1 protein-coding gene is annotated in these 268 nt (G+C 66.8%); it reads right to left on the bottom strand.

Going from position 1 to position 268, the window contains the following annotated elements:
* Positions 1–268 (bottom strand): IS66 family transposase (locus tag XI09_RS03575; protein WP_271565691.1); only part of this gene is annotated, 268 nt, incomplete at both ends.

The raw sequence follows: 268 nt of genomic DNA, 5'->3' as shown, positions 1-268 counted from the left end.
TAGAACATCGCCGCTGGCGGGCCGGCTCCACCAAATGGCTTGTCGTCCCGCACGTAGATCCAGCACCGCCCCGTGTCGGTCTTACCCTTAGCCAGCACCGGCACGGTCGTATCGTCGGCATGAAGGCGCTCGGCCGCCATGACATGGGCCTCAAGGCGGCGCAGCAACGGATCTAGCGAGGCACAGACCGCCCCCACGGCATCCGCCATGGTCGACAGTGCGATCGGCACGCCTTCCAGAGCGTAGCGCTCGGCCTGGCGGTTCAACG

This window comes from Bradyrhizobium sp. CCBAU 11386 (genome assembly GCF_028128955.1).
Classification (GTDB): Bacteria; Pseudomonadota; Alphaproteobacteria; order Rhizobiales; family Xanthobacteraceae; genus Bradyrhizobium.
Note: the sequence above shows the minus strand (reverse complement) of the source record. Positions and strands in the feature narration are given on the sequence as shown.